At 42.4% G+C, this 25,720-nt stretch carries 29 protein-coding genes and 1 pseudogene; 19 read left to right on the top strand and 11 right to left on the bottom strand.

The window, feature by feature from the left end:
• Positions 1 to 150 precede the first annotated feature (150 nt).
• The 3 genes from ACM6JA_RS07785 to hfq are packed head-to-tail and all read left to right on the top strand — an operon-like array spanning position 151 to position 2,161.
• The gene (locus ACM6JA_RS07785) at positions 151 to 936 is read left to right on the top strand and encodes a class I SAM-dependent methyltransferase (RefSeq protein WP_414851855.1); all 786 of its coding nucleotides are present in this window, start codon (positions 151 to 153) and stop codon (positions 934 to 936) included.
• On the top strand, positions 933 to 1,892 hold the full coding sequence (gene miaA / locus ACM6JA_RS07780; RefSeq protein WP_414851854.1) for a tRNA (adenosine(37)-N6)-dimethylallyltransferase MiaA: 960 nt from the start codon (positions 933 to 935) through the stop codon (positions 1,890 to 1,892). Before ACM6JA_RS07785 ends, miaA begins: the two co-directional genes overlap by 4 nt.
• A gap of 29 nt (positions 1,893 to 1,921) precedes the next feature.
• On the top strand, positions 1,922 to 2,161 hold the full coding sequence (gene hfq / locus ACM6JA_RS07775; protein WP_007719110.1) for an RNA chaperone Hfq: 240 nt from the start codon (positions 1,922 to 1,924) through the stop codon (positions 2,159 to 2,161).
• A 356-nt stretch (positions 2,162 to 2,517) separates the two neighbouring features.
• Here the strand turns inward: hfq and ACM6JA_RS07770 are convergent, their stop codons facing one another.
• The 3 genes from ACM6JA_RS07770 to ACM6JA_RS07760 form a co-directional block, all read right to left on the bottom strand.
• Entirely contained in the window at positions 2,518 to 2,949 is a 432-nt protein-coding gene (locus ACM6JA_RS07770) for a VOC family protein (RefSeq protein ID WP_414851853.1), read from the bottom strand.
• Between the two features lie 111 nt (positions 2,950 to 3,060).
• Positions 3,061 to 4,293, bottom strand: a complete 1,233-nt coding sequence (locus tag ACM6JA_RS07765) for a multidrug effflux MFS transporter (RefSeq protein WP_414851852.1) — start codon at positions 4,291 to 4,293, stop codon at positions 3,061 to 3,063.
• Between the two features lie 47 nt (positions 4,294 to 4,340).
• Entirely contained in the window at positions 4,341 to 4,808 is a 468-nt protein-coding gene (locus tag ACM6JA_RS07760; RefSeq protein ID WP_414851851.1) for a MarR family winged helix-turn-helix transcriptional regulator, read from the bottom strand.
• 200 nt (positions 4,809 to 5,008) lie between these two features.
• Between ACM6JA_RS07760 and infC the strand changes: the two genes are divergently transcribed.
• The gene (gene infC, locus ACM6JA_RS07755; RefSeq protein WP_414852233.1) at positions 5,009 to 5,494 is read left to right on the top strand and encodes a translation initiation factor IF-3; all 486 of its coding nucleotides are present in this window, start codon (positions 5,009 to 5,011) and stop codon (positions 5,492 to 5,494) included.
• 21 nt (positions 5,495 to 5,515) lie between these two features.
• A complete protein-coding gene (locus ACM6JA_RS07750) occupies positions 5,516 to 6,268 on the top strand; it encodes a DUF4184 family protein (RefSeq protein ID WP_414851850.1) in 753 nt (250 codons plus the stop codon).
• A gap of 30 nt (positions 6,269 to 6,298) precedes the next feature.
• Here ACM6JA_RS07750 and ACM6JA_RS07745 read toward each other — a convergent pair whose 3' ends face one another.
• Together ACM6JA_RS07745 and ACM6JA_RS07740 are read right to left on the bottom strand one after the other, a co-directional pair.
• Positions 6,299 to 7,249, bottom strand: coding sequence for an AAA family ATPase (locus ACM6JA_RS07745; RefSeq protein ID WP_414851849.1), 951 nt, complete (start codon positions 7,247 to 7,249; stop codon positions 6,299 to 6,301).
• Between the two features lie 265 nt (positions 7,250 to 7,514).
• Complete coding sequence (locus ACM6JA_RS07740; RefSeq protein ID WP_414851848.1) at positions 7,515 to 7,886, bottom strand: hypothetical protein; 372 nt, start codon at positions 7,884 to 7,886, stop codon at positions 7,515 to 7,517.
• A 729-nt stretch (positions 7,887 to 8,615) separates the two neighbouring features.
• Here ACM6JA_RS07740 and ACM6JA_RS07735 point away from each other — a divergent pair.
• From ACM6JA_RS07735 to glnA, 6 genes are all read left to right on the top strand, one after another.
• Positions 8,616 to 9,038 carry a hypothetical protein gene (locus ACM6JA_RS07735; RefSeq protein ID WP_414851847.1) on the top strand — a complete coding sequence of 141 codons (423 nt, stop codon included), beginning with the start codon at positions 8,616 to 8,618 and terminating at the stop codon, positions 9,036 to 9,038.
• Between the two features lie 269 nt (positions 9,039 to 9,307).
• The gene (locus ACM6JA_RS07730; protein ID WP_414851846.1) at positions 9,308 to 9,493 is read left to right on the top strand and encodes a hypothetical protein; all 186 of its coding nucleotides are present in this window, start codon (positions 9,308 to 9,310) and stop codon (positions 9,491 to 9,493) included.
• An 86-nt stretch (positions 9,494 to 9,579) separates the two neighbouring features.
• Positions 9,580 to 10,872, top strand: a complete 1,293-nt coding sequence (gene hflX, locus ACM6JA_RS07725; RefSeq protein ID WP_414851845.1) for a GTPase HflX — start codon at positions 9,580 to 9,582, stop codon at positions 10,870 to 10,872.
• 7 nt (positions 10,873 to 10,879) lie between these two features.
• The gene (locus ACM6JA_RS07720) at positions 10,880 to 12,157 is read left to right on the top strand and encodes an aminotransferase class I/II-fold pyridoxal phosphate-dependent enzyme (protein WP_414851844.1); all 1,278 of its coding nucleotides are present in this window, start codon (positions 10,880 to 10,882) and stop codon (positions 12,155 to 12,157) included.
• A 169-nt stretch (positions 12,158 to 12,326) separates the two neighbouring features.
• Positions 12,327 to 12,737: a MerR family transcriptional regulator gene (locus tag ACM6JA_RS07715; protein WP_007719086.1), complete on the top strand. Its 411-nt coding sequence runs from the start codon at positions 12,327 to 12,329 to the stop codon at positions 12,735 to 12,737.
• Positions 12,738 to 12,772: 35 nt separating this feature from the next.
• Positions 12,773 to 14,107, top strand: coding sequence for a type I glutamate--ammonia ligase (gene glnA / locus ACM6JA_RS07710; RefSeq protein ID WP_007719084.1), 1,335 nt, complete (start codon positions 12,773 to 12,775; stop codon positions 14,105 to 14,107).
• Positions 14,108 to 14,171: 64 nt separating this feature from the next.
• On the opposite strand, the gene ACM6JA_RS07705 is transcribed toward glnA, so the two are convergent.
• Together ACM6JA_RS07705 and ACM6JA_RS07700 are read right to left on the bottom strand one after the other, a co-directional pair.
• Positions 14,172 to 14,981, bottom strand: a complete 810-nt coding sequence (locus tag ACM6JA_RS07705; protein WP_414852232.1) for an IS3 family transposase — start codon at positions 14,979 to 14,981, stop codon at positions 14,172 to 14,174.
• Between the two features lie 23 nt (positions 14,982 to 15,004).
• The gene (locus tag ACM6JA_RS07700; RefSeq protein WP_414851843.1) at positions 15,005 to 15,319 is read right to left on the bottom strand and encodes a helix-turn-helix domain-containing protein; all 315 of its coding nucleotides are present in this window, start codon (positions 15,317 to 15,319) and stop codon (positions 15,005 to 15,007) included.
• Between the two features lie 283 nt (positions 15,320 to 15,602).
• Here ACM6JA_RS07700 and ACM6JA_RS07695 point away from each other — a divergent pair, with 283 nt between their 5' ends.
• On the top strand, positions 15,603 to 16,658 hold the full coding sequence (locus tag ACM6JA_RS07695; RefSeq protein WP_414851842.1) for an insecticidal toxin: 1,056 nt from the start codon (positions 15,603 to 15,605) through the stop codon (positions 16,656 to 16,658).
• Between the two features lie 200 nt (positions 16,659 to 16,858).
• Here the strand turns inward: ACM6JA_RS07695 and ACM6JA_RS07690 are convergent, their stop codons facing one another.
• A complete protein-coding gene (locus ACM6JA_RS07690; protein ID WP_414851841.1) occupies positions 16,859 to 17,233 on the bottom strand; it encodes a hypothetical protein in 375 nt (124 codons plus the stop codon).
• 143 nt (positions 17,234 to 17,376) lie between these two features.
• On the bottom strand, positions 17,377 to 18,006 hold the full coding sequence (locus ACM6JA_RS07685) for a hypothetical protein (RefSeq protein ID WP_414851840.1): 630 nt from the start codon (positions 18,004 to 18,006) through the stop codon (positions 17,377 to 17,379).
• Between the two features lie 102 nt (positions 18,007 to 18,108).
• Between ACM6JA_RS07685 and ACM6JA_RS07680 the strand changes: the two are divergent.
• From ACM6JA_RS07680 to ACM6JA_RS07670, 3 genes and pseudogenes are all read left to right on the top strand, one after another.
• Positions 18,109 to 18,279: pseudogene (locus ACM6JA_RS07680) on the top strand (glucosaminidase domain-containing protein); the annotation flags it as partial.
• 211 nt (positions 18,280 to 18,490) lie between these two features.
• Entirely contained in the window at positions 18,491 to 19,432 is a 942-nt protein-coding gene (locus ACM6JA_RS07675) for a hypothetical protein (RefSeq protein WP_414851839.1), read from the top strand.
• A gap of 130 nt (positions 19,433 to 19,562) precedes the next feature.
• Positions 19,563 to 20,603: a hypothetical protein gene (locus tag ACM6JA_RS07670; RefSeq protein WP_414851837.1), complete on the top strand. Its 1,041-nt coding sequence runs from the start codon at positions 19,563 to 19,565 to the stop codon at positions 20,601 to 20,603.
• Between the two features lie 1,762 nt (positions 20,604 to 22,365).
• Here ACM6JA_RS07670 and ACM6JA_RS07665 read toward each other — a convergent pair.
• Positions 22,366 to 22,608: a hypothetical protein gene (locus ACM6JA_RS07665; protein WP_414851836.1), complete on the bottom strand. Its 243-nt coding sequence runs from the start codon at positions 22,606 to 22,608 to the stop codon at positions 22,366 to 22,368.
• A gap of 100 nt (positions 22,609 to 22,708) precedes the next feature.
• On the opposite strand from ACM6JA_RS07665, the gene ACM6JA_RS07660 reads away from it, so the two are divergent.
• Complete coding sequence (locus tag ACM6JA_RS07660; RefSeq protein ID WP_414851835.1) at positions 22,709 to 22,831, top strand: hypothetical protein; 123 nt, start codon at positions 22,709 to 22,711, stop codon at positions 22,829 to 22,831.
• Positions 22,807 to 23,067, top strand: a complete 261-nt coding sequence (locus ACM6JA_RS07655; RefSeq protein WP_414851834.1) for a hypothetical protein — start codon at positions 22,807 to 22,809, stop codon at positions 23,065 to 23,067. The genes ACM6JA_RS07660 and ACM6JA_RS07655 overlap by 25 nt, the downstream gene beginning before the upstream one ends.
• 430 nt (positions 23,068 to 23,497) lie before the next feature.
• Here the strand turns inward: ACM6JA_RS07655 and ACM6JA_RS07650 are convergent, their stop codons facing one another.
• Entirely contained in the window at positions 23,498 to 24,304 is an 807-nt protein-coding gene (locus ACM6JA_RS07650) for a putative protein N(5)-glutamine methyltransferase (RefSeq protein WP_414851833.1), read from the bottom strand.
• Between the two features lie 153 nt (positions 24,305 to 24,457).
• Here ACM6JA_RS07650 and ACM6JA_RS07645 point away from each other — a divergent pair, with 153 nt between their 5' ends.
• Entirely contained in the window at positions 24,458 to 24,601 is a 144-nt protein-coding gene (locus ACM6JA_RS07645; protein ID WP_414851832.1) for a hypothetical protein, read from the top strand.
• Positions 24,602 to 24,629: 28 nt separating this feature from the next.
• On the top strand, positions 24,630 to 24,803 hold the full coding sequence (locus ACM6JA_RS07640; RefSeq protein ID WP_414851831.1) for a hypothetical protein: 174 nt from the start codon (positions 24,630 to 24,632) through the stop codon (positions 24,801 to 24,803).
• The last annotated feature ends 917 nt before the right edge of the window (positions 24,804 to 25,720 follow it).

The raw sequence follows: 25,720 nt of genomic DNA, 5'->3' as shown, positions 1-25,720 counted from the left end.
AACAGTTTGGTTCAGATTCTATTTGACCGGCAAATTAATCCTGCTTACAATAATATGATCGTTACCGTTTATGTAAAAACCGTCGAGTCGTTTTTCTAGAACAGCAGTTCTTATCAAAAAGGGCGAAGACGTAAGGAAGGGAACAAAGGCGTGATTGTTACGACAGGACTTGAGCCTGGTGAAGAAACCTTGCGTCACGCAGCTGAATTGGCTAGTACATTGGGGCTACAGGTTGTGAATCGACGCGATTTTTCATTGGGTCAAATGCGCAAGCGATATGGGGTAGAAGAAGTATTGGTGGTTTCCGCTCTCGGAGCACGTTTGGAAGTGCCGGGGAAAAAACCATTCTTTTTTCATCCGAACACATCTGCTTTTCGTATAAAGCGGCTCATGCGCGGCGATAATGATACTATGCTTGTTGCTTGCCAAATTCATCCAGGGGATGAAGTGCTCGACGCAACCTTGGGTTTGGGTGCTGATGCTATTGTATTTTCTCATGCGACTGGCGCAAAGGGGAAAGTTGTTGGCATCGAATCGGAGCGATTGCTAGCCATCTTGGTAGAAGATGGACTGCAGCACTGGTCATCCGATGCGGAAGAATTGGAGCAAGCCATGCGTCGTATTGAGGTGCGATGTGGCAACCATCTAGAAGTACTGAGAGGACTGCCTGCACGTTCCTTCGACGTCGTTTATTTCGATCCTATGTTCGAGATAAGTGTACATAGCTCGTCGGGGATTGCCGGAGTCCGGGAGCTCGCCAATCCAGATGCTCTTTCAGAGGAGGCTGTTTTGGAAGCGCAGCGAGTTGCGAGAAAACGTGTGGTAATGAAAGAAGGAAAAGAAGGTAGGATGTACGAGCGCTTTGGTTTTACGCCGTTTCGCTCCCGCGGCCAGCAGGTCGTGTACAGCTACAAAGAGATAGGTGGAGGGGAGTGACCTTGCAACAGAGAGAAAGGCTAGTCGTGATTATTGGCCCAACAGCGGTCGGCAAGACCCAGCTTAGTTTGGAGCTGGCCGAACAGTTCGACGGTGAGATCATTTCCGGAGATTCCATGCAAGTATACCGTGGAATGGATATTGGCACCGCAAAAGCAGAACCTGAGGAGCTTGTGAGTATACCGCATCATCTCATTGATATTAAAAATCCAGACGAAGAATACTCTGTCGCGATGTTTCAGGAAAGTGCCGCAGCGCTGATTACAGACATCAACCAACGTGGCAAACTTCCGTTTATCGTCGGCGGGACAGGTCTGTACATAGAATCGGTTACCCATCGATTTCAGTTTTCCACCACTTCTCAAGACCCTGAGTTCCGTGATCGTCTGCAAAGATTGGCTGACAGCGAAGGCGTGGAAGCACTGCACGCCAGACTGGCCGACGTCGATCCGATTACAGCCGAACGCTTGCATCCCAATGATGTAAAGCGGGTGATTCGCGCATTGGAGATTTATGAAAGCAGCGGGTACAAAATGTCCGACTTTCAGCTGCGGGCACAGCATTCACCTTATGATTTGGTGATGATCGGTCTCACGATGGACCGCGCAAAGCTGTACGAACGAATCAACCACCGGGTCGAACTCATGATCGAAGCGGGACTGGTTGAAGAAGTGAGGGGGCTCTTGGATGCTGGCTACGACGCGTCACTGGTATCCATGCAAGGCTTGGGGTACAAGGAGCTCATCCCTTATCTATATGGGGAAATCACGTTAGAAAAAGCAGTGAACGACATACAGCAGCGAACGCGACATTTTGCCAAACGCCAGCTTTCTTGGTTCCGTCGCATGGCAGAAATTCAATGGTTTGACATGACTGATCCGGGCGAACAGAGGAATAACGTGGAAACTATCAAGCGAATATTGGCAGGAAAGTTTCAACAATTGCCGAATATATAACATACAAGTCCTTTTAGGGGGTAGTGTACATGAAACAGACGATCAACATTCAAGATACGTTCTTGAATCATTTGCGGAAAGAAAATATCGCGGTTACCATTTACCTTGTGAACGGATTTCAATTGCGCGGGTATATTAAAGCATTCGATAATTTCACGATTGTGATTGATAGCGAAGGCAAGCAACAATTAGTATACAAGCATGCGATCTCCACTTTCACTCCGCAACGCCCTGTATCGCTCATGTCTCAGGAGAACAACCAACAGTAAGCAAAGCAACACCAACAGCCAGGATACATGTGATCCTGGTTCTTTTTTTTATGATTTGGTGCGTGGGGGGAGGGGAAATTTGGAAATCCAAAACGATGCTGCTTACAAAACGTATTTTTATCGTAGGATATGGGTGACCACGACCATCATTCTGTTCATATCGACTTCAATGGATGGATTTTGGAGTTCTGAGTCCGGAGAGAATACGTGGGGGATGATTGCAATTTCCTTTGTTTGGTACTCTTGCGCATCTTTTTTTATTAGTGCATTTCTCATCAATCAGAAATGGAAATACCACAATCGCAAAAAGTATCAATAAAAACCCTGTCGCCGTAGAAGCGAACAGGGTTTTCACATTACTCCATGCAATGATTATTCGTGTAAATTTGGAACGTGATGCCAAACTTGTCCTTCACATTGCCGTATGCTGGGCTGAAGAACGTTTCTTGCAGAGGCATAAGCACTTGACCGCCTTCTTGCAGGGCATCAAAAATCTTATGAGATTGCTCTTTATCATCGGTCGAGATGCAGATGGTCACTTGATCACCAAGTTGATGCGGTTGTCCTGGAAAGGTATCGGAAAACATCATTTCAGTTTCACCGACGCGAATAGTAGCATGTCCGATACGATTCTTGGCTTCTGCAGGTAATGGGAACTCCGGATTTTCCGGCATATCACTGAAGGTTTGCTTGAACAGCACTTCAGCACCTAGTGCACCCTCGTAAAAGCTGATCGCTTCACCTGCAGTACCATTCAAAACAATGTAAGGAATCAAACGCAATGCCATGTGTCAACATCTCCCTTGGTTTCATATGACCAACTTGTCAAACCCACTTGCTATTATTGCCCATATTGTGATTGTAATGCACAGAACGTATGTTTGCAAGTGGTGAATTGATCAGGACGCTGATGAACTCCGACGAACCATGACTACGTAGCAGACGATGGCGCCGATAGTAGAAAGAGCAATGATGATCCCCATTGGTACTGCGGTATGTTCGCCGCTGATTCCCACAAGTGGAGCGACAATTCCGCCGCTGATGAAGGAAAGGAGCCCCTGGAGAGCAGATGCGCTTCCTGCCGCCTTGCTTTGATTTTGCATGGCGAGGGAAAATCCTGTCGCGCCCACAATCCCTACGCTGGATACGACAAAGAAGAGGGGAACAAGTACAGCAATAAGACCAGCTTGAAGTAGAATCATTGCCAGAAGGAGGATTCCGCCAACTCCCGCAATGGTAATCCCAGCAATGAACAAAGAAGTTTCTCTCACTTTACCTGCAAGCTTACCTGTGATTTGACTCGCAATAATAATGCCTACACCATTAATCGCGAAAATGAGACTAAACGTTTGTGGAGACACTTCAAATATTTTTTGAAACACAAAGGGCGAACCGGCGATGTACGCAAACATGGCAGCGGTTACCAGTCCCTGCGCGATGGCGTACCCCATAAAAACGCGATCCTTCAGCAAGGTACCAAAGGTCGTCAGTGTATTGCCGATTCCTGCCTTGGAGCGGCGCTCTTGTGGCAATGTTTCTGGAAGAGCAAGCACGACGACGAGAAACATGATAGCGCCAATCAGACCCAGTACGACAAACACGCTGTGCCAGGTAGTAAATTGCAGAATTTGTCCCCCTACGATAGGTGCCGCGATCGGGGCGATCCCGTTAATAAGCATCAAGAGGGCGAAAAACTTCGTCAGTTCTGTCCCCGAATACAAATCGCGAACCGTAGCGCGGGCGATAACAATTCCCGCAGAACCAGCAAGACCTTGTACGAAGCGAAGCAAGACGAACGTATAAATAGAGGGAGCTACCGCACACAAAAAGGAAGAGATCGCATACAAAATGAGCCCGATAATTAAAGGGATTCTTCGACCGCGTACGTCGCTGATCGGCCCTGCGAATAATTGACCAATGGACAGGCCGAGCATGCATGCTGTCAGACTGAGTTGGGTCATGGAGGTGCTCGTCTGCAAATCATCGGCAAGCATAGGAAGCGCAGGTAAATACATGTCTAGGGACAGTGGACCAAAAGCAGAAAGTGACCCTAGAATCGCAGCCATCCACAGCCGGCGTGATTTGTTGCCGGTTAGGGACGTGGAATCAAGTTCTTTTGCTAGATTATTCACGGCAAGTTGTCAAACCTTTCTCATTATTATTCCAGGAAAGAAGCTTTTTACAACTCAGAAGAGGGTTGCGTATTTTGCAAGTAAAAAGCTTGGAGGTTGCTGTGCATGCGATCGAGCAAGCCACGCAACACATTCTTTTCTTCCTCTGAGAATCCGATGAAGCAATTTTCCTCAATGACGCGTAATACTTCTTTGACATGTTTGGTAGCCATCCGACCTTTGTCGGTAAGATAAACGCGGGAGATACGTTGGTCCCGTTCATCTGCTCTGCGCTCGACAAGTCCCGATTTGGCCATCCGATTAATCATGACGGTAAGCGTTGCGGGCTTTACCCCGATTTTTCGGGCCAATTCTCTTTGAATCATCCCATCTTTTTCAATCAAGCGCATCAACAGAATGGGCTGACCGGGATAGACGTCGTATTTTTGAATAAGAAATTCTACATTTTGCCGATGCATTTTCATTACATGCGACGCAGAATGGGTTAATGCGGTTGCATAACTGAACTCCACCAAAGTACCCCCAATTAATTAGTTTGCTAATGAATATTCTGTTAAAGACGTCCGTAAGTTAATGCCTTGTCCTATTATACAAAAACGATGGATCTTCGTCATGAAAATGATTTGCATTTACGAGCTTTGGAAGGATACTCCGCATTCTTTGGAGAAGTAATGATGTCCTTGAAAATCGAATGAACAGGTTAGGTGATATCAAGATGATCCTGAATGAAAAAATAAAAGCGGCAGTCGTACAATTAACAGGAGTAAACGGGGAAGATCTCGGAATCATCTCTACAAAAGAAGCGCTTCAAATGGCAAAAGAGCAGGGAGTGGACCTGGTATGTCTTTCTTTGGCTTCGAGTCCGCCGCCTTGTCAGTTAGTGAATCGAACGAATTATAAGGAACAGGTCATCAAGGAAAACGCCAAAAACCGAAGAGTAGAAAAAGGCGTAAAAGTAAAAGAAATTCGTTTAAGTGCCTTCATCGAAGACCATGATTACGATACGAAAAAAAGACAGGCAGAACGAATTCTTTCATCCGGGGATGCCGTGCAGATGACTGTAAAACTGGAGAAAAAGGAAAGTCAGGAAGCCAAGCGATTAATTGAGCAGCTCATCAAAGATCTGGCTCATTGCGGAAAACAGGATAAAGGGATTCAAGTAAGCGGCAAGCAGGTAGTTGCCAATCTATTGCCACTCTAATGACGAAAAGGGAGTAAGCGCATGCCTTTTACTTTTGCTCATCCGGCTATTGTACTGCCGTTACGTAAATGCAAGTGGTTTTCGTTCTCTGCCCTCGTCTTTGGCAGTATGGCTCCGGATTTTGAGTATTTCTTCCGGATGCAGCCATTCAGCATGTACAGTCACACCATGCTCGGATTGTGGCTGGTTGATTTGCCCATCGCGATCCTATTAGCGTTTTTGTACCAGTACGTGGTCAAGAAGCCGATGCTTGCGCGTTTGCCGGAGTGGATAGGACGAGGGCTGGACTACACAAACCATGGAAGCAGAATGCCAGCGTGGCGAGCGGCAATTGTGTTTATATACTCAGCGTTAATCGGCAGTTTGAGCCATATTGCATGGGATGCCTTTACCCATGATGGTGGACGTATGGTAGACCACTTCTTGTTCTTGCAACAAACCATCTTGATCGCCCATTATAAGGTGCCTGTTTACAAGCTGCTGCAGCACGGTAGTACCCTTTTCGGTGGCTTGGCCATTTTGTATGTCATTGCGCGAAGGGCGCACAAAAACAGACAGATCGTTATGAGACAAGTACCTGTCTTGGAAAAATGGATGTTCTGGTTCGGGGTGGGGTTGTTTGGTATCGTGGCGGTCTTTTTACACGCATTCCTGGTCAAAGAAATTTCACCCTTCGTCCATCCTTTGCAGCAAGTGGTCCCGTTTCTTTCGGGATCTCTGCTTGGAATCGTGGTGCTCTGCTTCGCTTTGGACAGGCTCAGATTGAAACAATAGAATCCCTCAATATGAGGGATTCTATTGTTTCTAAATTGAAAAATCCTCAGACTTCAAATTCATTAAATCATCACGGGTTGGGTCAGGAATTTTGAGCAATCTTACGGCTTGCACACGTATTGCCTTTTCAATATTATTTCGTACATATCTTGCATTACTGAAATTTACATGAAATGGATCACTTGTTACTGTTAGCAGTCTTCTTCTCAGTTTTTCACTTGCTTCAGCAGAGATTCTATACTCCTTGTTCTTTGCCATTACATTTGCAATTTCCATCAACTCATCAACCTCATAATCTGCAAAGTTGATGTGGACGGGAAAACGTGAAGGCAGTCCCGGATTTAACTCAAGGAATGTATCCATTTCATCATTGTACCCTGCAATTATACAGACGAAATCATTGCCAAAGTCCTCAAGGCATTTTGTAAGACAGTCTACAGCCTCTTTTCCAAAATCTTTTTCACCGCCACGAGCTAACGAGTAGGCCTCATCGATAAACAGTATTCCTCCCATGGCTTTCTTAACAAGATCACGGGTCTTTTGTGCCGTGTGCCCAATAAATTCACCAACGAGATCTGCACGTTCAACTTCAGTTAGATGGCCCTTAGTTAAAACACCCATTTCCTTAAAGATCTTTCCGAAAAGGCGTGCAATTGTTGTTTTCCCAGTACCGGGATTTCCTTTAAAAACCATATGGAAAACTTGCTTCTCAATTTTAAGCCCATGTCGTTCCCTTGCTTTATTCATTTTGATGAGCGCATAAATTTCATAAATCGTTCTCTTGGCTTCATGTAAGCCAATCAGGCTTTCTAATTCTTCAAAAACAGTTGTTAAATTTGAGCTCGACGTAGTACGAACTATTTCAGGTAAAGTATTTAGCTGCTTAACACTTACTGGTCGATTGAATACAACTTGAATTCGATTATTACTACTTGAAGATTCGAGCACCTCAGTTTGAGGAATAGCTCCTGCTTGCTTCACATGTTTCACCTGCCTTGACCATCATACAGAAAGTATACTCAGGAACATCGGAAAACCTGCCAATTTTTACGCAAGTGATCGAATTGGACAGTCATTACGTGGACTGTTGTGAAATTGATGTTATGCAAGTTCTTTTAGATGAGAGTAAAAAAGACTTGAAAGTTATAAATGACAAAAAGACTTGCAATTACGCAAGTCTTTTACTCTGTACAAAAATAAAAATGCCGCTCTTTTTAAGCGGCAATCCTGTTCTATTTCCTAATTATCAGTATTTAATATATGCAGTTCCAGTAGATGTAGTAAAAGCGCCTCCACTTACTTTCAATAGATAATTACCTTTTGGCAGATCAACAATTGTACCTCCACCATAAGCGTTAGCGGGCATACCAGCTACTTCTTTGCCATCGCCAACAGTTATTATAGCGATTCGAACATCGCCGCCATCCTTGTTAGTCCATCCGTACTCAACAGATCGGGCAGTATCCAGATAAATCTGTTCAGTAGATGTAAGGTTTGAGCCAAAGAAATAGAAATTCCAATTCACTGTTTTCTCTGCCGCTGATGCTACTGGTGCGATAACCAGAATAAACATTAGCATTAGGGTAAAGAATGAGCCTTTGCTAAACATTTTGTTCATAAGAATCTCCTTTTTAAATTGAATTTTTTGGAAATATAACAGGATTGTAAATATTATACATAATATCCATTAACTTTCAAATAATTTCACTCATTCTATATCTAAAAAGAAAGAGTTGGATTTGAATGATGAAGCTTTAGAATGGTAAGTTGAACAAAGCGATCTGTTACATTAGTTTCACTTAAATGATTGGACTAATAAGAGAGTTAATATGGAGAGAACATTTCAATCTAAAGTGGGCACAAGTAAACATAGAGGTGAAGTAACTAGAACTGTTGAATTTAATGATAGTGATTTCGATGGTAAGTCAGAATAAGAAATTGAGGAAATACTTTCTGAAGCTTGGCAAGAATGGTCTAATGAAAAAATAAGTGATGTTTGGGAAGAATTTAGTTAGAAATTCTACTAGGATAGAAGATGTCAACATAGTATTAAAGGAACTTTAGCTAGTGATTTAATGAGACTATAGGGATGCTATGACTCAGCAATGCCTTAAAGATGTGGTGCAATTACTGCTGTCACAGACACGATAGTAATCAATTTTTTAAATGGTCACACATCTTTTCCATATTGCGTTCCACTCGTACACAGCAGACCAAAGTAAACCCGAGTATTTTTCATCTAAGTTGATATCTTCATATATCACATCATAGATGTCCCACTCTCCTCCGAGATAGTCAGCAAATGCAGCGGGAGTAAAAAGTGAAAGCGAAGCGAAGGTGGACGTACATGGAGGTTATCATGGTAGCCTTGTTAAAAGATAATAATGACGTTGGTAAATATCTTGAGATATCATTTGTATATCATGATAGGGATGAAGATGAGGGCAGTAAGCTAATTGCTAACTTTTATTTAGAGGATGATCTAGAAATAGGGTTGAAGTTTAGATGGACTAATCAAGTGTTAAAGTTATTCGTAGACTTGCTCAAACAGTTCCCGATTGAAAAATACAAAGGTATATTTTCGCACTATGAGAAACATCTAGAAATGCGTTGGGAAAGTCAGCCTCAATCTGGGAGCTACAACTTGACGTTTGATTTGCTGACAGAAGATGAAGATCAATTTTCGATTAGTGTTAGCAAAGAGCAAATTCATGACTTCGGTTTAGCACTTGAACTGTTAATGCAAAATGCCCCAACATCAGAAGAGTAGTACATAAAAGACTGGATGCTCCCAAGTGTTCTTGGGGCATCGGGATAAATGCAGTTTTGGCTCAAATACATAAACTTGAATTGAATCCAGGCATGCCCTTCATTTTCTGGTCAAATTCACATAAAACGGCATCAGAAGATAAACGACCATTACTCCGTGACCGAAGAGTGATGGTCGTTCTGTTTTCTTCAACGATTCCCATTCGAAATTCCACAATATGATATAATCACCCGAAACAAGGAACTTTACCAAGCATGCTGAGGAACAAGATGGAGCAAAAGAAATATACGGACGTCGTACGTCTCGGTCATCAAACGACAGAAGGTGTATTCAAGGAAGAGGCGGATGCCTTGCCTGATGGATATGATGAGAAAGAACTCCGCAAAGTGATTAGCAAAGCGATTCCGTTTTTCGTGAAGGAGATTTTATCAGAGAAAGCGGCAAGTAACCCATGACACAAGTTGATTTCAGTTGGCGTGCCCTGCTGCCGTAACGTTTTGGGCAAAATGTGGTATGATAGTGAATGAAGGGGCGTGAATCGGTGAACGATCTGATCAAAACGAAAGAAACAGCCATACTGATTGGTTGCTATTTAGATAACCGGGATGAAGAAAGAACCCGTCTTTCCATGGAAGAATTGCATGAGCTGGCTGATACTGCTGGTGTAGAAGTACTGGACGTCATCACGCAAAATCGGGACCGGGTTGATTCTGCCTGGTATTTGGGGACAGGAAAAATTGATGAAATCGCGCAGAGAGCTGAAGAGCTGGATGTGGACGTGATCATTTTCAACGATGAGTTGTCTCCGAGTCAGACTCGTAATTTGGATAAAGTTTTTGATTGCAAAGTGATTGACCGTACGCAGCTCATTTTGGATATTTTCGCAGGGCGGGCACAGTCGCGTGAAGGGAAAATCCAAGTAGAGCTGGCGCAGTACAACTACTTGCTGCCTCGACTTGCCGGGCAAGGAAAACAGCTATCTCGTCTCGGGGGCGGTATCGGTACGCGTGGCCCGGGTGAAACCAAGCTGGAAAGCGACCGTCGACATATTCGCAAGCGGATCAGTGAACTCAAGCAGCAATTAGAGGATACTGTTCGGACGAGACAATTGCATCGGGAGCGTCGGAAGAAAAACAATGTGTTCCAGATTGCGTTGGTCGGCTATACGAATGCTGGGAAGTCAACGATCCTCAACAAGCTTACGAATGCAGACACCTTGCAGGAAGACAAACTGTTTGCCACTTTGGACCCGACGACCAGACAATTGGAATTGCCGAGCGGACTGGATGTGCTTTTGACAGATACGGTTGGTTTTATTCAAGACTTGCCTACGAGTCTAGTCGCTGCATTCCGTTCGACATTGGAAGGTGTAAAAGAAGCGGACCTCATCCTGCATGTGGTGGATAGTCATCACCCTGACTTCCAAGTACATATGGAAGTCGTAGACAAAATTTTGCGCGAGTTAAAAGCAGAAGAAATTCCGCTGCTAGTCGTTTTCAACAAGGCAGATATGCTTGTAGAGGGCTCTTACTTGCCGCGTGCAGACGAATCGATTTTGATTTCTGCCATGCTGGAAAATGACCTGAAGCAACTGCTTAGCCGGATTGAGTCATTTGCACTCGAATCTTTCAATGAGATGAAGCTGCGCGTTCCTGTCGAGCGCGGAGACATTCTCTCCCTTTTGCATCGGGATGGGGTAGAGATGGAACAAGAATTTAATGAAGAGGAAGCGGCCTACTTGATCACTGTCCGTGTGAACAAGGATAATCCGATTTACGGCAGGATTGCTCCTTTCCTCCTGGATAAACCAGAGACTGTTGAAGAGAGTTGGTAAGTAACAGATGTTTTCATATTTTTCCCATGGAGAAAAGCTTCGCCCCCTCGTAATGGAGGTGGAAGCGACGATCTCAGAGAGACATCGTCAAATTTCCGCTTTGGTGGATACGAATCAACTGAAAGTATTGCGTTCCTTCCAAAAGCATGAGGTCAATGAATTTCATTTTTCAACATCAACAGGCTATGGCTACGATGATTCCGGACGTGCAACGTTAGAATCGATTTACGCCGAAGTGTTTGGTGGAGAAGCGGCATTGGTGCGCAACCATATTATCTCGGGTACACATGCGATTGCGATTTCTTTGTTTGGCATTCTTCGTCCAGGCGACGATCTTCTCTATATTACGGGTAAACCGTACGATACGCTTGAAGAAGTAGTAGGTGTGCGCGGCGAAGGGCAAGGCTCACTCAAGGATTACGGTATCGGCTACAGCTACGTTCCTTTGACGCCTGAAGGTGAAATTGATTTTGTGGCAGTTGCACAAGCGATTACGCCAAAGACGAAGGTCATTGGGATTCAACGTTCGCGAGGTTATGCAGATCGACCTTCTTTCACCATTGCGAAAATCAAAGAAATGATTCGGGTTGCAAAAGAAATCAAGCCTGATCTGATCGTATTTGTAGACAACTGCTACGGAGAGTTCACGGAGGAGCAAGAGCCATTGCACGTAGGTGCAGACATCATGGCAGGCTCTCTCATCAAAAACCCGGGTGGTGGCTTGGTCAAAACAGGCGGTTATATAGTAGGACGCGAGGATTTGGTTCAGCTTGCTTCGTATCGGATGGCAGCACCGGGAATTGGCGCAGAGGGTGGTGCATCGCTCTACTCGCTACTGGAGATGTACCAAGGCTTTTTCTTGGCTCCACACGTAGTGGGAGAAGCTTTAAAGGGAGCGGTATTCTCTTCGGCAATTTTGGAGCGTCTGGGGTTCAAAACGAACCCACTGTGGCATGAGCCGCGGACCGACCTGATTCAATCCGTGGAATTCGGCAGTGCTGAACGATTGATCACGTTTTGCCAAGGGATACAAAAAGCAGCACCAGTCGATTCACATGTCACTCCGTATCCAAGCGAAATGCCTGGATACGCTGATCCTGTGATTATGGCAGCAGGTACGTTTATTCAAGGGGCGAGCATCGAATTCTCGGCAGATGGCCCGATTCGTCCACCTTACTTGGGGTTCGTTCAAGGCGGGTTAACGTACTCTCACGTAAAAGTGGGGATTTTGACGGCGTTGAACGGGATGTTGGAAAAAGGCTTACTCGAAATACCGGGTGAATAGGATAAAATCGCAAGGATTGGGCGGCATTCTCTAGATAATGGAGGATGTCGTTTTTTCATGTATAAAAACAGTACATAACTTTCTGTGTAATATTATCTAACATCTATTGACAGGGATTTTGTTATAAAATAGAATAAGACTAAGAAATACGAAACAGGAGGGACAAGTCATGAGTGATGACCTTCGCCGGAATATGGCCCTCTTTCCCATTGGGATCGTCATGAAGCTGACGGATCTCACTGCGAGGCAAATCCGTTATTACGAACAAAACGACCTGATTCAGCCCGCCCGCACAGAAGGGAAGCAGAGGCTCTTTTCTTTCAACGACGTAGATCGCTTGTTGGAGATCAAGGCTCTGATTGAAAAAGGACTGAATATTGCAGGGATCAAGCAAGTCCTGCAAATGCAAGAGCCTGCTTTGGAACAAACAGAGATTACCACGACGTCCGAAGAGAAACGCAAGGACATGTCCGACAAAGAGCTACATCAGCTCCTAAGGCAACAGATTATGTATCGCGATGCCACTCGCCATGGCGAGGGTGCATTGATACGTGGAGAGCTTTCCCGCTTTTTCCACTAGATAGAAAGCCGATATAGAGACTGGAGGAGAGAAATGTGAGCAAGTTTACAAGAGAAGACATCATGCGCATGGCCCAAGAAGAGGACGTAAGGTATATCCGACTGCAGTTTACCGACCTGATGGGGATCATTAAAAACGTAGAAATCCCGCTGTCCCAATTGCCAAAAGCACTCGATGGCAAAATGATGTTTGATGGTTCTTCCATCGAAGGCTTTGTTCGCATCGAGGAATCCGACATGTACCTGGTACCTGATCTGGATACATGGGTTGTATTCCCGTGGGGCAATGAGTTTGGTAAAATTGCACGTCTGATCTGTGATATCCACATGCCAGATGGCTCTCCATTCGAAGGAGATCCGCGCTACATCCTGAAGCGTGCCTTGAAAGAAGCCGAAGAAATGGGCTTCACAGCTTTCAACGTAGGTCCAGAGCCTGAGTTTTTCCTGTTCAAGCTGGATGCAAAAGGCGAGCCTACGCTGGATCTGAACGACCAAGGCGGATACTTCGACTTTGCTCCACTCGACTCCGGTGAAAACTGCCGTCGTGATATCGTATTGACATTGGAAAAAATGGGCTTTGAAGTGGAAGCATCTCACCACGAGGTAGCCCCAGGTCAACACGAAATCGACTTCAAGTATGCAAATGCACTCCAAGCAGCTGACCAAATTTTGACGTTCAAACTGGTCGTTAAAACGATCGCACAAAAACACGGTCTGCATGCGACCTTCATGCCAAAACCACTGTACGGTGTAGCTGGTTCCGGTATGCACGCGAACCAATCGCTGTTCCGTGGTAAAGAAAATGCTTTCTATGACGAGTCCGATGTAATGGGACTGAGCCAAACAGCGAAGCATTATCTGGCAGGTATTTTGCAGCATGCTCGCAGCTTTACTGCGATCACGAATCCGCTCGTAAACTCTTACAAGCGTTTGGTTCCTGGTTACGAGGCTCCTTGCTACGTAGCTTGGTCTGCGAAAAACCGTTCTCCATTGATCCGTATCCCTGCTTCCAGAGGCTTGAGCACGCGTATTGAAGTACGCAGCCCAGACCCTGCAACGAATCCATACTTGGCGTTGGCAGTTATGCTGAAAGCTGGTTTGGACGGAATCAAAAACAAGCTTACGCCACCACCTGCTATTGATCGCAACATCTACGTGATGACCGAGCAAGACCGCGAAGCAAACGGAATCGAGAACTTGCCTGCTACTTTGAAGGAAGCAATCGAGTGCCTGAAAGCAGATCCGGTGATTTGCGAAGCATTGGGCGAGCATGCATTGGTACACTTTATTGAAGCGAAAGAAATTGAGTGGGATATGTTCCGCACACGCGTTCATGATTGGGAGCGCGAGCAATACATGACTGCTTATTAATATGAGAAACCCCTTGTGCCTGTAGGTGGTCAAGACCCTATTTAGTAGACAATGAAAAAAACACCTAGGCTGCAAACTGGCGTCGGTACTGAACCGGCGTCAGTTTGTTTAATTTTCTTTGTGGTCGATTGTTATTGTAAAAATGGATGAATTCCTCGATTCGTCTTTGTACCTCATCCATAGTTCGTATATCATAAGGATAGAGGGCTTCTGTCTTAAGATGAGAAAAGAAGCTTTCCATAGAGGCATTGTCGTAACAATTGCCTCGACGGGACATGCTGATTTGGGCGCCAACCTTTGGCAGCATGTCGTGATAAGCGTAGGACGTGTATTGGAATCCTTGGTCGCTATGAACGATCAATCCAGTCACGTCCTTCTGTTTTTCAAATGCTTTGAGAAAGGTTTGTAAAACAAGGTCATTATCATTTCGAAGACTCATTTGATATGCCACAATTTCATTATTAAACAGGTCTTTTATAGCTGAAAGGTACAACCATTTGTCACATACACGGTACTGCGTCACATCTGTTACCCATTTCTGATTGGGTTGTTCTGCATGGAAATCACGTTGTAAAAGATTTTCAGCAACACGGCTGCTGACCGTCGATCCAACCATATGCCTTCTCTTCCGACGTGTCCGAGAACGAATCCCCATTTCTTGCATCAAACGGAGTACCTTTTTGTGATTCATCAAGACCTGATGGTCTTGGTACAAATGCATTTGGATTTGGCGGTAGCCATAAACACCATCGTATTTCTTATACAGGGAAAGAATTAGTTGCTTTGCTGTCTCGTCCTTTTTATTGTATTTCCGCTTTAAATAGGCATAGAATCCGCTTCTCGAAATCCCAAGTTCCTTGCACATAGATTGCACGGAGTAGCGCTTTCTCAGTTCGTTTACGAGTTGGTATTTGTCTTGTACACCTCCTTCTTCGTAATTTCTAACCACTTTTTTAGGACAGCATTCTCCATTTCTAAACGCTTCAAGTAACGATCTTTATCTACATACTCCTTGCGGCGTCCACGGCGATCCATCAGTCCAAAATCGCCATACAACCGGAATTGCCTCATCCACACTTTCAGCCGTTGAATATCCACTATCCCCAATTCATCAGCCACTTGCTGTTTGGTCATTCCCTGTAGCCGCATCTCAATGGCTTTCTTCTTCAACGCATAACTAAATGATTGGAATTTTTGCCCCTTTTTAGCCACGAAAAAGCACCCCCTAAAATATTCATCGGTTTTAACACCAGGGTGTTTTTCCAATGTCTACTTTAAGGGGTGCACTTCATTCCGGGGGAGGTTTTTTTATTTGAAAGGGGACGTTTTTTGAAATTTACATTTGTGGTTAAGATGGTACAAGATCATTTTAGTAAATAAAATGATTAAATTTTTACACGCTTAAACAAGCAAAATTGAACACGTTTACATTGATATTTATTGGTGATAATGACATATTTTGGAGGAGTGAACCTATTAAGAAAGGATGATTTTTGTGAAACCTAATCAAAACCAATTTTATAAGATTGCCAATAAAACTTTCGACGCTGCCACTGTATTGACTGCTCAGGGAGGTAGTAATCCCGGATTTCCACTGCTTTCGCTAATGTGGGCCGAGTGGGATCAACAACGTTTGATGTTCGTCCCGCTTAATAATAATAATTATGCGATTGTCGATAAATTAGGCGGCTATGTAGTGGATTCTGTACATACGGAACCCGGACAATGGGTGGTGACGTCGAAGTGGAATGGGGGGGATAGTCAACAATGGTTCCTACATGATTTGGAAGGTGGTTACCAAAAAATTAGCAACAAATTAACCGGCTTAGTAATAGTTAATGCGTTTCCTTATGTGCTGACGTCGCAGTGGAATGGGGAGGATACTCAACGATGGCTTCCTGAAGCTGTAGAAAGTTTCACACTTCCTTCTGTTCCAACGTATCCTGTACCAGATGTTCCTGAATATGAACATATAAATGATATATTACCAGAGTTTACCCAAAAGGTTACAACTCACTATACGGTTGCGCCATTTATTGCGGTTGACGATCCTTATTATCCTGATAATACTCCACAACAAATAAAAACTAATCCCTATTATTTATACGTAAGAAAACAATACTGGAGGCGAGTAGCTTCACATACACTTGCTCCAAATGAAACACACAAATATTCACAAACCACAGGTATGACGCAAGAAGATCAAAATTTAGTGTCAAAAACCGTTGGTCATACGATTGGGGCAGACGTAGGATTTCAATTTGGAAAGGAGGAAAAGAGTCATTCTTCTGCCAGTTTGTCTTATCAATATACAACGCAACTAGCAACACATGAAAGTCACACAACCACACAATTGAGTGAAGTAACAAAAGAATATTCAATTGTCAACGAGAATCCCTATATTGTCGCATGGTCTAAATATGTATTGGTTTCAGAATATAGTGTACAGCGTTCAGACGGTACACTCGTAAGGGAACCATGGACAGTAACAGATATAAATAGCACAAGCTCCAGTTACTATCCTCTAACAGCAAAGATTTTGGATAATTAGAACATGTACAACAAGTCTACCTAGTTCCAGCAATTGGAAGCCTAAAAAACGACATGCCAGAATGCATTCAAGAAATAACTAACCCGTCTCCCTTTTGAGGAGGCGGGTTTTTACTTTTGTCTATTCGTATACGGAATTTGCGGGTACACGAAACAAATACTTTATTTGACCACGAGGTACAATTCGTAACAAGCGATTTGCTACTTCTTATTATCTTCAGGAAGTAGCGAATACTCCAAACCCATAAAACTAGCTACAGAGAGCTTTTCTTCGTTGCTGACCTGAAATCGGTAATTAGCAGGAGATAATAGCGCCTGTTCATCATCTTCCGTCAAATTTTCTTTTAGCTTTAGCTGTTGCGAAATCGTATACCGATTCTCTTTACTGTTGAACTCAATTTGAACGTGTGAAGGAGTCTCAGCAAGCAAATTTTTAATGGTCTCGTTGCCTGGCATATCTGCAAACGTAAAGTAAATGGGTTTTTCCGTATGCATCATTTTTTCTCTTAAATCGTCCGAAATTAAGATTCGTAACGTGAGTTCTGCCGAATTACCGTTTTTTGTTATTTGAAGCACGGACGTTTTTAGATTCTCCCCTGTAATTTCTTCGAAATAATCGTAGACAGTTACATATGACTTCTCTTTAGGGACTGTTACTGCCTCGCTACAGCCACTAAGAAGAACTATGAACAGTAGGAGAAGTATATGGAGAGGTCGGATCATAGATCTTTTGATTTTTTACTAGAATACTCTTTGTACGAGTATTTGACGTTAACGTAGTTAGAATCTACTACTCTGCCTTGAAAATATTCGTTTAAGCTTCCAGTTGTTTTTACGGCTTTTGATCCGTATTCAACGGTTGTAATCGTACGCTTTGGTATGACCCAACTGTGGGTTGTTTCTACAATGTCTTCATCTCCAAATGAAACTTCTGCATTAATCCCCACTTTTCCCTCTATTATCCTCCAGTTGACTTTCGTCTCGGCTTCCACGCCTATTTTTCCGGTTAGAAATGTTTTTCTTGTAACCTTCCTTGAAAAGGTATCGTTTTCGCTACTATCGTTCTCAATATCAGCTTCATAAGATTTTGATTTGTATAGGTCTTTCTTAGACATTTCATACACTTTGCCAGTCATATCATTGCCCATGGGACCAATCTTAGATGAATCATTCTTTGTAAGGGCTGTTGTAAAATCATACTCTACTGGGGTTTCATATAAACGTTCAACAATCTTCAGGTTACCTATTTTAATAGGCTCACTTTGAGATACTGCGAAGGCAGAACCAGCTCCAGATACTACTAAACTGCTAAGTAAGACAGTTGCGATCGAGAGTTTCTTAATATTCATTTTCTCCTCCTGTTAATTTACGCAATTTTCAATACAGAGTGATTATAGCACATATTTCCATTTAAATACATAAAATGGAAATTATTGCACTGGCGATTGGGAGCTGACCACTCTAAGTTGATCCTGAATGGCACGAGGGACAAGCCTACTTGATATCATGGCGTAATGGGCGCTGACTACGAATCCGCATGCTACGCTATTTGGAAAGGTGGCTATGCGACCGATCCTGACTATCCTGGAAAGCTGGTAAGCCTGATCGAGAAGTATGAGCTGTATAACCTGGTGGCGACATAAGAAAAATAATCTTGGAACTACTTGTTAGATGTTCGGGAAAGTTGAATGGATTGATATGAATACCAGACGGGTCAAGTTGCTCATTGTTGAGGATGTCCAATGGATAAACGTGGATTATAATGTTGATGTAATGGCTTAGCGTTTATTAATAGATAAAAGAATGGATTTTCTTAGTTATAAATGTATGATAATGGTAGGAATGGATTTCTGTCATATAATTAAGAAATCTGTATTAGAAAAAAGAGGTACGCCAATGGAAATAAATATCAGAGGGACGTATAAGATTAAAGAGGGATACTATTATAACAGTAATGAACTGCTTAGTTTTAAAGACAAATCACGTCATATAGAAATAACTATTGATCCAGACGGCGCTAGAGCAATTGCTTACAAAAAGATCCAAGTTACAGAAGATATTTTTCAATGTTTGCACTTAGGGGTAAATGAGATTTTAGAAAATAAATTAATCGAGGAAATAATTCAGCAATGTGATGAAGAATTTATTGCATCGATAGAAAACGTGCTAGCGCTGATAAAATACTGTTTCAATCAACTAGTAGTTGATGATGACTTGAACTACCTTGGAAGTTTTGCGTGGTTTAAGGATGGAGAATGGAAGTTTATACCTTCATCCGGGGAGATCTATGTGCGCCTCGTCGAAGGTGTTCTTATCAATCCAAAGAATTCAATATTCATACAAAATTACTTGGATAGTGGGTATAAACCATTTATAGCTTTAAAACACTTACACAGAGCAAAGAGAGAAAAGGATCCTCGATTTAAGTGGATCGATGCAACTATTTCAGCAGAATTAGCAGTTAAAGAATTTTTAATTAAAATGAATCCGGATATAAAGCTGTTGCTTTTAGAGTTACCATCACCACCACTATATAAACTTTATGGGCCAATATTAGAACAGTATGCAGGGGAACCGTCCCCTAAAGTTAAACAAATTCAAAAAGGAATAGAGATCCGAAACAAACTAATTCACAAACCAGAAGATGCCGATATTAGTTTAGATAAAGCTAGCGAATATGTTCATGATATAGAAATTGCAATCTATCACCTCCTTCAATTGCTCTATCCAGAAGACCTTGTTGTAAATTTAATGTATAAATCATCACTAAAATAAACTTAAAACCTGAAATCACAGAATGATATCGTATTGGTAAAATTGATAATGAAATAGTTAACAGATTCTATAAGAAACATGGATAGGAGCCGTTATAAATGAAGGGAATGTGTTTTAGGAGGCTGGGATAATGAAGTTTTGTATTTATTTAAAGAAAACGGAGCCGGAGGTAACTTTCAAATCTGAAGAACACATTTTTCCTGCTGGTGTTGGTGGTATTCAAAAACTTCCTTTAGAATATGTTAGCCATGATTGTAACAATGCTTTTTCCTCAATGGAACTTTATGCAATGAGATACTCTGTTCTCGCGCTTCATCGTCAATTTGTGGGGCCAGGTAAGAGAGGGAACTTAAATCCTAAGAATGCGACAAAATCTACAATTAGCTTAATGAGTGGTGTAACTGATTTAAATCAGGTTGAATTTGGATATATTAGTTTAGGACAGCCATACAGCATTTCCCAAATAAAAATTCATCTAAATGGTACCTGTAACTTCATATCGGATACTTCCTATGGTGATATTACTGAACAAATCGAAGATTTTAAAAAGGAATTAGGGAAATATAATAGTAGGTACACCTTGCATAAAGATGAGAGATTGAACCAGGAAGAATTTATTCTTGGGGTTCATGAGGGCAAATGGCATGTAGCACTAAGCAATAATGACCTTGAGTTAGAAATTAATAAATTTATAGAGAAATTAATTGTTCAAAAACCATTTGAAAATCAAACTCCTAGTTATAGAACGGAACGACCAAAAGTAGAGCAAACTATTCAGTTTGATGATAGGTATTTTAGATTATGTGCTAAAATTATCTTCAATTATCTTGCATTTATAAAAGGTCAAGGCTTTGTATTAAAAAATTGTTTCGATTCTTTACGTAAGTGGATAGTTAATGGTGGAGAAAACAAATTTGCTGCTTTGACTGGACGAGAGCTAAATTACCCTATCCCTTATCCCGAACAGGCGCATAAACTTTTCATCGTACAGGATGGGAAATATTTAAATGGATTTATAAGTTTTTATGGAGATAGGTTCGAAACACAGGTTAAATTATGTGATGATTTTGAAGGGATGTTTCAACCAGATGGTTTTATTTGCGATTGGCAACAACGCCAAGAATTTAGACATGTTGATTATATAAATTCATTAGTTGAAAAATTTGAATAACCTTTTGATATAAGCTCTATTGATTAAGCAGAAAGGGCTCTTTACTATAGTCGGTGGATATATACATAAGATTAGTTAAGTATATAAAAGAAGCCTCGGAGCATGTTGTCCAAGGCTTCTTTTATATACGAATGAAATAAAAACAATCAATTAAGTTTCACCCACAAACGCACCCATAAAACACCCACAAAATGATGAAATGTTTTGATGTCATTTGAAATGACAGTAGCTAAAACTGTTGATTTTATGCGATTTCTAGGGAGGATTAAAACCGATTGAAAGCGAAGGATATGTTCCGCACACGCGTTCACGATTGGGAGCGCGAGCAATACATGACTGCTTACTAATAAGCGAAACCCCTTGTGCCTGTAAGTGCGAGGGGTTTTCTATTTGGTGGGTAAATTTTACATATTAAGAGGTTTAACATTTTTGCCCACTATTTTTTTCTGAGTCTTGAAAAATCAGTGATTTAACAAAATGTGTAATAAGTAAGTTTCATGGGAAGGTAATAGCATTTAACGAAGTAATAGGAACGAACATTTCGTATCCTGGAGAAGGAGTATCAACCCAAGTAATAGTAAGAGGAAGCATTTCATATTTCTTTTGAGCAGAAGTGTAAGGGGAGTTAGTTTGACTGTGCCAATTTGAGTAACCCGCAATTAGAGAGGTTCTACGTCCACATTAACGACTAGATGAGCCATAGAATCAAATTTAATTTGCTGACCAACACGTGTTGTTATCGGTGATAGAGAAACAAGTGTCGTTTCAATCCCAGTGAGCAGAGGAAATTTTACACAACGGTAATTAAAGTAAGTCACCGGCAAGCGGTTCAACTTTAACATCTACAATAGGGTTGCCTGAAATCTCGTAAGCTGCCAAAAAATCTATCAGTAGAAGTTTGATCTCATCGAGGTCTCGTCTTTTACGGACAATCTCATACTCCACATGTACTGTATGTAACCCCAAATCACATTTTAAGAGTTTAAATGGCTTAATAAACCGATCCTCGCCATATGTCCAAGTGGATAGAAAAGAAGGTAAAAGTAACTTATCTTCTTTCTCAAGTGGGTATATTAAAGTCAACAAGTAAACATTAAGCAAAGGGTACACGAATTATGTTCGATGGATTTACAAAACACACGTTTTGATAAATAGGAAAATAAAAAGACACTCCTTGAATAATTAAGGAGTGTCCATGAAGTCCAAGATTAATGTTGGGACTATATTTGGGCAATTTGTTTTAAGACAATGATCGCTCTATTTAGAGGATGGTCACATTACTGGGGGGTGGCTAGGGCAACAATAACCGCAGCCATCATCCCAGCAACACGGGAAACAACGTCTAGCACGTGATTGATATTGCCCATATGATTCATATGGTTGATATTGCACCAATTGACCTTTTACTTTCTTGAATTTCTTAGAATTAGATTTCTTCTTTTTCATGAGGTACTTCCTCCTTTATAACGATCTAAGTTAAGGTATTAACAAAATTTGCCTTTTGACTGGATGAGTGTTCGCAAGGGTCAAAAATGGACTTGAAAAACAGGCATAGAAGGACAATGCTATGTCTTATAGGAAGGTCTTGAAAAATCAGTGAATGAACAAAATGTGTACAAAGAAAAATAGCCGTTCGAGTAGAACGGCACTTTGGGTGAGTAGTTACGGTTTAGGGGCATCTAAACATCTCAAAAATTAGTGGGATGATTTTAACAACATTATACAAATAAAAGTGCTGATAGTTAACAAATTTTGTATTGTGCTAAAGCTTTAAGCCTCTTTGAAGGACTTGGAAATAGTCTGAAGTGATTTCGTCCAAATCGGTATTGGAGTCGATTTTTTCAAGATACTTCCAATAAATTAATTCTTCAGTACCGATGTGAACCACTTCCATTTCAAATTTATCATCTTTAAATTCACGACTGAAAATTTCAGACGAAATACTTAGGTTGTTTAGTTTTGCTGATTTACGATCAGCCCAATCACGTAAAAAAAGTAGAATCATTTTTTACCACCAGCCAATCATCGATTGATGCAGTAAGTATATCAGGGAGAATTCGGAACTGATATCAAGATTTACAATATTAGTCAGGGAGGAAAGAGCGATGAATAGACAAGCAGTTTTGGACATTTCGAACAGCCTGGAAGTGGTCGATAGTGAAAGTGGCGAATTTGCGTACATCTGGTCGAAAACAGCGAGTAAGTGCGCCGGAAGCTCAACGCCGTAGGTATTACTGATGAAGTTATCAACCAATACGGTGACGATGAATCATTTGACGTACTTGCCCTAGCTTTTGCGGAAGGATACACAGACTACTACACAGACTACTACACAAAAGGAAAGTTCGTATTGTGGGGACCAATTGACGACGAGTTGAGACAGCGTGTCCTAAACGGTGAAGGAACTGCAATGGATGCAGAACGGTTGCTGCTGGCGCTGGAACCGGAGGTGTTCGGACAATGACCGAGCAGCAGATCATTGAAAAGCTGGCAACGAAGGTGATGGGGTGGGAAAAGTACGAGGTTGAACTCGACCTTTCCGATGGAGGAAAGCAAAATGTTCTTTGACTCTTGGCGGCTTAATGGGAGGGAGGTTGCAACAAACTGGCACCCACTCCAGAACATAGCCGATGCTTGGATGATTGTAGAGAAGTTCAAAACATTGCGAGGAACTAACTATTTGGCGTACCTAGTCTTTTATGAGCACATCCCAAGCAGCATATATGCCATAACCCCGAAGACAATTTGTGAAGCCGCTTTGGACGCTTTTGAAGTGCTTGATTAACAAAGTGGAAAATAGAGTTGAATGAAGTGTCTATAGGGATAATGTTCTTCTTAGGGAGAAATATTGATGAGATATTGAAACTCTAGCCTATGTGGACAGGGATAGACTTCTAAAACGTTTTAGGAGCCGGCTTGGTTCCGATTACGACGGTAGCATCCAACTCATCAGACCTTGTCACCCGTGTAATCAGCCCGCAACTAGTGAAGATATCGACTGTCTGGGGTTTCTGACGCTCGCTCGTCTCAATTAGTAAGTGTCCACCAGGAGCCAGCCAGAGTGGAGCTACAGCTACTACTCGTCTCTGAACGTCAAGCCCATCCGTTCCCCCGTCGAGTGCTATTCTCGCCTCATGTATGCGAGCTTCAGGTGGAAGAAATTCGATGGCTTTAGTGGGAACGTAGGGAGTATTGGCAACGATGACGTTAACGCACCCCCTAAGAATTATAGGAAGAGGCTCAAATAAGTCTCCTTCGTATACGCGACCTCCTGCGGTAGTAACATTGCGTCGGGTGCATTGCACCGAGACTGGATCAATGTCAGTAGCATACAATTCGATCTGTTCCAAGTAAGCAAGAACCGCCCCCACCGCCCCTGAACCGCAACATAGGTCAAGCACTACCGACTTTTGACGAATGAGGGCGGCAGCCTGTTCAACGAGAAATGCTGTACGTTGTCTGGGAACGAAAACCCCCTTATCCACAATAATCCGCAGTCCACAGAACTCAGCCCAGCCGATAATGTGTTCAAGAGGCATGCCAGTTGTTCGCAGTTCTACCATGTCCGAAAGTTCAGTCGTTGTCCCTGCAAAGGCGATGAGTAACCTGGCCTCATCTTCAGCGAAAACACACCCAGCTGCCCGAAGTTTATTGACGATAATTGTAAAAATTTTACCACTATGAATCTCATAATCATTCAAAGAATGAATTCACCCATTTCAGAATTGATGTAATTTAGTGTATAGTATTCGCATTTTACTTTATCTTAGTAGGCAACACAACACACGATTTGAAAAATTGGAGGGCTTGTATGGATGAGTCAATGAAGAAGGAAATCGAAATGGTCAAACAGCGTGACGGATGTGAAGATTACGTATGGCAAGGCAATATCGATTTCTATTGCGCCAGTTGTAGACTTGCTGAAAACGGAAGATATTTTGACCCAAATATGTTTTTGTCACGGCATCGTAATCACAGACAGCAAATCGGGAGGGTAGATGATGTCAGAAGTAATTTTAAATCTTGATGAGTCAGCGTTTTCTCATAGAGGACCCTGAGAGTGTTGCAGTGATCATGGTCGATCAGGTAACGATACTTCCCATTGCAAACCAAGTAGTGTATAGCGGGTACTATTTTAATGTTGATTACATGAAGATGGAATTTTCTAATAGACGCAAGGTACAAATGGTGTTTAATTAAACGCTGGACGCCGTTTTTGGTGAAGAGGATTAAACTTAACAATCGATTTGTTAATGGGGAGGTTCTGAATACTCTTGAACTCGCCAAAGAAACCATTTGCGAGTTTGTCCAGAAACAATGAAAACGGTGTGCCCTTTGGAAACACGAGACACACCGGATGCTGTTTGACGAAAAAAGATATACGGTTTCACTTATTACTGATGGGAATGATCTTACCGAAAAAAAGGTTCCACTGTTTGGGCCACATTGCATTGCATCGGTCTTAATCACTTTTCCATTCTTTTTCCCTAAAAAAGCATACTTGGTGTCTGCAGCCTTTTGGTGACGCTTTAGCAGGTATAAATCATCCTCAATATGTCCAAAGGTGTCTATAAAACCAGAGTCCATATCTAAGCCGAGTACTTGATATTCTTTCGGAAAAATAACTGGGGGTGATGGGTAGTGAACGGGACTATCATCTTGAGGCGATTTCATATGCAGTACTGGTAATCGACAATAGTGCGGCTAACAAAGAAACTACTACTTTCTGCAAAATAAAACCTCCTGTTTAAAATGATGGAAATATTCTAGCGAACTGATGTAACCTGCACAAGCATGAATCTAGGGTACTTCACCAAGTGAATTATACAACGGGGGCTTAACAACTGTGGAATTAGGGAGGGGAACGGGATGCAAGCAGGACGTGAAGTAAAGGACCAGGCGTGGATTGTACCCACGAGCGAGATGAAAATAGTCACATCGCTACGCTTTGATATCAATGGGGGGTGTACGGAATAACAACACATGATACGCCGGGGCTATCAGCGACAAATCCGTCACGCGCTTAACCGTCAACCTTCTTAGCTCATTTACCGGAACTGCTGTAGCCTGATGCTACAACTCAGAATGACTCTCCCGGGGGGCAAACAGAAGATAAC

The organism is Brevibacillus sp. IT-7CA2, assembly GCF_949767855.1.
Classification (GTDB): Bacteria; Bacillota; Bacilli; order Brevibacillales; family Brevibacillaceae; genus Brevibacillus.
Note: the sequence above shows the minus strand (reverse complement) of the source record. Positions and strands in the feature narration are given on the sequence as shown.

Coding starts and splice junctions, on each gene's coding strand:
- ACM6JA_RS07640 (WP_414851831.1), top strand. CDS start 24,630: ATGAGTCAGCGTTTTCTCATAGAGGACCCTGAGAGTGTTGCAGTGATC.
- ACM6JA_RS07735 (WP_414851847.1), top strand. CDS start 8,616: ATGGAGGTTATCATGGTAGCCTTGTTAAAAGATAATAATGACGTTGGT.
- ACM6JA_RS07675 (WP_414851839.1), top strand. CDS start 18,491: ATGGTAGGAATGGATTTCTGTCATATAATTAAGAAATCTGTATTAGAA.
- ACM6JA_RS07740 (WP_414851848.1), bottom strand. CDS start 7,886: ATGAACAAAATGTTTAGCAAAGGCTCATTCTTTACCCTAATGCTAATG.
- ACM6JA_RS07660 (WP_414851835.1), top strand. CDS start 22,709: ATGAATAGACAAGCAGTTTTGGACATTTCGAACAGCCTGGAAGTGGTC.
- ACM6JA_RS07715 (WP_007719086.1), top strand. CDS start 12,327: ATGAGTGATGACCTTCGCCGGAATATGGCCCTCTTTCCCATTGGGATC.
- ACM6JA_RS07720 (WP_414851844.1), top strand. CDS start 10,880: ATGTTTTCATATTTTTCCCATGGAGAAAAGCTTCGCCCCCTCGTAATG.
- ACM6JA_RS07770 (WP_414851853.1), bottom strand. CDS start 2,949: ATGGCATTGCGTTTGATTCCTTACATTGTTTTGAATGGTACTGCAGGT.
- ACM6JA_RS07665 (WP_414851836.1), bottom strand. CDS start 22,608: ATGATTCTACTTTTTTTACGTGATTGGGCTGATCGTAAATCAGCAAAA.
- ACM6JA_RS07670 (WP_414851837.1), top strand. CDS start 19,563: ATGAAGTTTTGTATTTATTTAAAGAAAACGGAGCCGGAGGTAACTTTC.
- ACM6JA_RS07750 (WP_414851850.1), top strand. CDS start 5,516: ATGCCTTTTACTTTTGCTCATCCGGCTATTGTACTGCCGTTACGTAAA.
- ACM6JA_RS07685 (WP_414851840.1), bottom strand. CDS start 18,006: ATGAATATTAAGAAACTCTCGATCGCAACTGTCTTACTTAGCAGTTTA.
- infC (WP_414852233.1), top strand. CDS start 5,009: ATGATCCTGAATGAAAAAATAAAAGCGGCAGTCGTACAATTAACAGGA.
- ACM6JA_RS07730 (WP_414851846.1), top strand. CDS start 9,308: ATGGAGCAAAAGAAATATACGGACGTCGTACGTCTCGGTCATCAAACG.
- hfq (WP_007719110.1), top strand. CDS start 1,922: ATGAAACAGACGATCAACATTCAAGATACGTTCTTGAATCATTTGCGG.